We start from the raw sequence: 3,483 nt of genomic DNA, 5'->3' as shown, positions 1-3,483 counted from the left end.
TGGTCCCCACCCACTGCTTAATGATCAACAGTCCGACCCTGTGCCACCCTCTCGCGCAGGCTTTTTGGCCGGATATCGGGCCAATTCCGCTCTATGTTGTCCAGGCAGGCTGCCCGATCCGCCGCGCCGAAAACCACTCGCCATCCGGCTGGAACATCGACAAAGGCCGGCCACAGGCTGTGTTGCTCTTCGTCGTTGACCAAAACGAAAAAGCTGCCATTGTCGTCATCAAATGGATTGATACTCAACACTTCTCCCGACACCCTCCACGCACGATAAGTGGAACCTGTTCTAAAAATAACCGAGAAAGCGTCGGCGGTGCGCGTTTTTAGAGAAATCGCCAATACTTGCTACTGGCCAGTTAGAGGCCCGGGGGTTCGGGCGTCATTGCCCGGCATGACTACCCCAGGAAGGCTGAATTGGCTGCTAGTTGTTACCAAACCAGGCATGATCAGCCCTCAGCCACCGCCACGACACAAACGGTTCCCGTTGTCTCATAATTTGCTGTACATCACGTGGCACGCATCCTGCGACACTCGACGAGGTATCGAACGTGACCAGACTTTTCTCATGGAAGCGCAGTCGACACGAACGACTCACAACCCATCGGCGACATGCCCAACCTCCGAAAGAGCCTGCGCGCCGGCCCCAACACTCGTACGGTTGCAGGGCACCGTTGCGCCCCGGACTGAGTCAGTTTCCGCGACAGGCAAACTCAAGCCAGTCGCTGCCGCGGCGGCCGGCAAGTGAGCTGTCATACCGTCTAGTACTTAGGATCGCGCAAAGTGAGCAAAACTGCGAAAACCGCACTGCCACCCGGGCCTCCGCTCCCCCTGGCAGTGCAGTCCGTATTGATGGCGGCCTATGGTCTACGCTTCCTGGCCGGATGTCAGCGCCGCTACGGCAACGTGTTTACCCTACGTATTCCCTTGTCGGGCAAGGTCGTATACCTTGCCAATCCCGCCGATATCAAGACCGTGTACGCCGGCGACCCGCGGATCTTCCACTCGGGCGAGGCGCACTGGTTCTTTCGTGGCCTCCTCGGAGACAGCTCGCTGTTTGTACTCGACGAAGACGCGCACCACGACCAGCGTCGGCTGCTCATGCCGGCGTTTCACCGCGACGCCGTCGCGCGCCAAGCCGCTCAAATGGCCGAGATCGCTGCCGCAAACATAGCCAAATGGCCGGTAGGTGAGGGCTTCCCGGTTGCCCCCAAGACCACAGACATCACGCTCGAGGTGATCCTGCGAACAGTTATCGGTGCCACCGACCCCGTACGGCTGGCCGCACTGCGCAAGGTCGTGCCGCGTCTGCTCTACATGAAGCCGTGGGAAACGCCGGCGATCACTAATCCGGGCCTGCGGCGCCGTTTCCCGTGGCGGGGAGTAGGCAGGCGAATGGCAGAGACTGATGCCTTGCTCTATGCAGAGATTGCCGAACGTCGTGCCGATCCCAACCTGGCTGAGCGCACTGATGTGCTGGCCATGCTGGTCAGCGCCGCCGATGACAACGGCCGCACCATGTCCGACCAAGAACTGCGGGATCACCTCTTGACGTCCATCGCGGCCGGACACGAAACCACCGCAACGGCGCTGTCCTGGGTGCTGGAACGACTGACCCGCCACCCTGCCGCACTGGCCAAGGCCGTACAGGCTGCCGATGCCAGCGCGGCGGGTGATCCGTCCGGCGACGAGTACCTCGACGCGGTAGCGAAGGAAACATTGCGCATCCGTCCGGTGATCTTCAGTTCGGGCCGGGTACTCAAGGAGCCCGTCGATGTTGGCGGCTATCGGCTACCGGCAGGCATCATGGTTGATCCGGCTATCGGACTCGTTCATGCAAGCGCCGAGGTGTACCCGGATCCAGACCGATTCGACCCGGATCGGATGCTCGGCACCGCGCTGAGCCCGACCACCTGGCTGCCGTTCGGTGGCGGCAACCGCCGCTGCCTGGGTGCCACCTTCGCCATGGTTGAAATACGCGTCGTGCTCCGTGAGATCCTGCGCCGGGTCGACTTGAGCACCACCACAGCGCCCGATGAGAAGCAGCAGGCGAAGCACGTCACTTTCGTGCCACACCGCGGTGGGTATATCCGGGTGCGAGCATTCAGGGACTGCGAGCCCGCAGCGGCGCCGACGTGTCCTGCCGGTCATGGCATTACGCAGTCAAGCAACCCGGAGCGTTAGCCGGTCGCGACGTGATTCGAATCTTGTCACCGTCGGCCACGCTCGGCGAGACTCTCCACGAGATCCGCCGTGATCACCACACTTTCGGCGGGACTGGTCATTCGAGTGGCAACCTCGTGGGCCCGGGCCACATAGCCCGGTTCGAGGATGGCGCGTAGGTCGGCCACCAGCGTCTTCTCCGTCGTGGCCGAGAAACGCCTGGCGGTACCCACTTTCAATCGTTTGACCCGGGCTCCCCACAATGTCTGATCTAGGTCTGTCGAAAGTATCAATGTGGGGACACCCGCCCGCAGGCCGGCGGCGGTGGTGCCGGTGCCGCCATGGTGCACGACCGCGCGACAAGCCGGGAATGTAGCGGCATAGTTCATCGCACCAACCACTTTGATGTTGTCAGTAAGCGGGAAATCCGTGAAATCGGACCCGGCAGAACACACCAACGCCCGCTCCCCCAACCGAGCACACGCCACGCTGATCATGGCAAGTGTCTCGGCGGCGGACTCGACCGGCAGACTGCCAAAGCCGAAGAAGATCGGCGGCGGACCGGTGGCAATCCACGAGGCCACCTCGTCATCGAACTCAGTGGGTAAGCCGAGCGTCAGCGCGCCGACGAACGGCCTACGGCCCTCGTACTCCGCCCATTCGTCGGCCAGGCCGGGAAAGCAGACCGCGTCGTAGGCCTGGATCTCCAACGAACCACACTCCGCGATCCGCCAGGGTGAGGGCGCGGCGGCCTTCGGCAGCGCCAGCTCGCCGCGCTGTACGCCCTCGACCTTCTTGGCATTCTGCCAGGCCAGCCACTCGCCAACCTTCATTGTCGATCGGCTCAACGGCGCGGGCAGGAACGGTACGAATTGGCCGTTGGCTCGCAAGGGAAAGAAATGCAACGTGGCCAGCGGAATGTTGTAGTACTCAGCGACATTGCCCGCGGCATCCTCAAAATTCACACCGGTAAAAAGCAGGTCGGCTCCCTCGGCCAACGATGTCAGCGTGGCGACGATCTCCTTCCAGCATTGGAGGAACGGCTCCACGACATCGCGCCGCATCCTGATCAAATCTCGTATCTTCCAGAAGTTACGAAAGAAGTGCGTCCAGAAATCACGGTGCGCGTCGAGAACTGCCTGTAGATCCGGTCCGTAGGGGATAGCAGTAGGTCCGGCTGCCTCGACGAATGCGATGAGATCGGGAGGAACGGCCATCTTTACCTCGTGCCCCCGACGTAACAGTTCGCGGCCTACTGCGACGCACGGCTCGATATCGCCGCGCGTGCCGTAGCTTGCCAATACGAACTTCATCGCGG

Annotated in this window: 3 protein-coding genes; 1 reads left to right on the top strand and 2 read right to left on the bottom strand. The window is 61.9% G+C overall.

Translation table 11 applies throughout. The annotated features are described in order from the left end of the window. Positions 1-17 precede the first annotated feature (17 nt). Positions 18-248: an MbtH family protein gene (locus AC5Y5C_RS01325; protein WP_499969282.1), complete on the bottom strand. Its 231-nt coding sequence runs from the start codon at positions 246-248 to the stop codon at positions 18-20. 537 nt (positions 249-785) lie between these two features. Between AC5Y5C_RS01325 and AC5Y5C_RS01320 the strand changes: the two genes are divergently transcribed. Continuing rightward, a complete protein-coding gene (locus AC5Y5C_RS01320; RefSeq protein WP_499968312.1) occupies positions 786-2,186 on the top strand; it encodes a cytochrome P450 in 1,401 nt (466 codons plus the stop codon). A 26-nt stretch (positions 2,187-2,212) separates the two neighbouring features. On the opposite strand, the gene AC5Y5C_RS01315 is transcribed toward AC5Y5C_RS01320, so the two are convergent. After that, positions 2,213-3,478 carry a glycosyltransferase gene (locus AC5Y5C_RS01315; RefSeq protein WP_499968310.1) on the bottom strand — a complete coding sequence of 422 codons (1,266 nt, stop codon included), beginning with the start codon at positions 3,476-3,478 and terminating at the stop codon, positions 2,213-2,215. Positions 3,479-3,483: the final 5 nt, after the last annotated feature.

Source organism: Mycobacterium sp. NGS15 (genome assembly GCF_059813245.1).
Note: the sequence above shows the minus strand (reverse complement) of the source record. Positions and strands in the feature narration are given on the sequence as shown.

What these genes read in the sequence shown, in the direction of transcription:
- AC5Y5C_RS01315 (WP_499968310.1), bottom strand. Translation starts at nt 3,478, where the DNA reads ATGAAGTTCGTATTGGCAAGCTACGGCACGCGCGGCGATATCGAGCCG.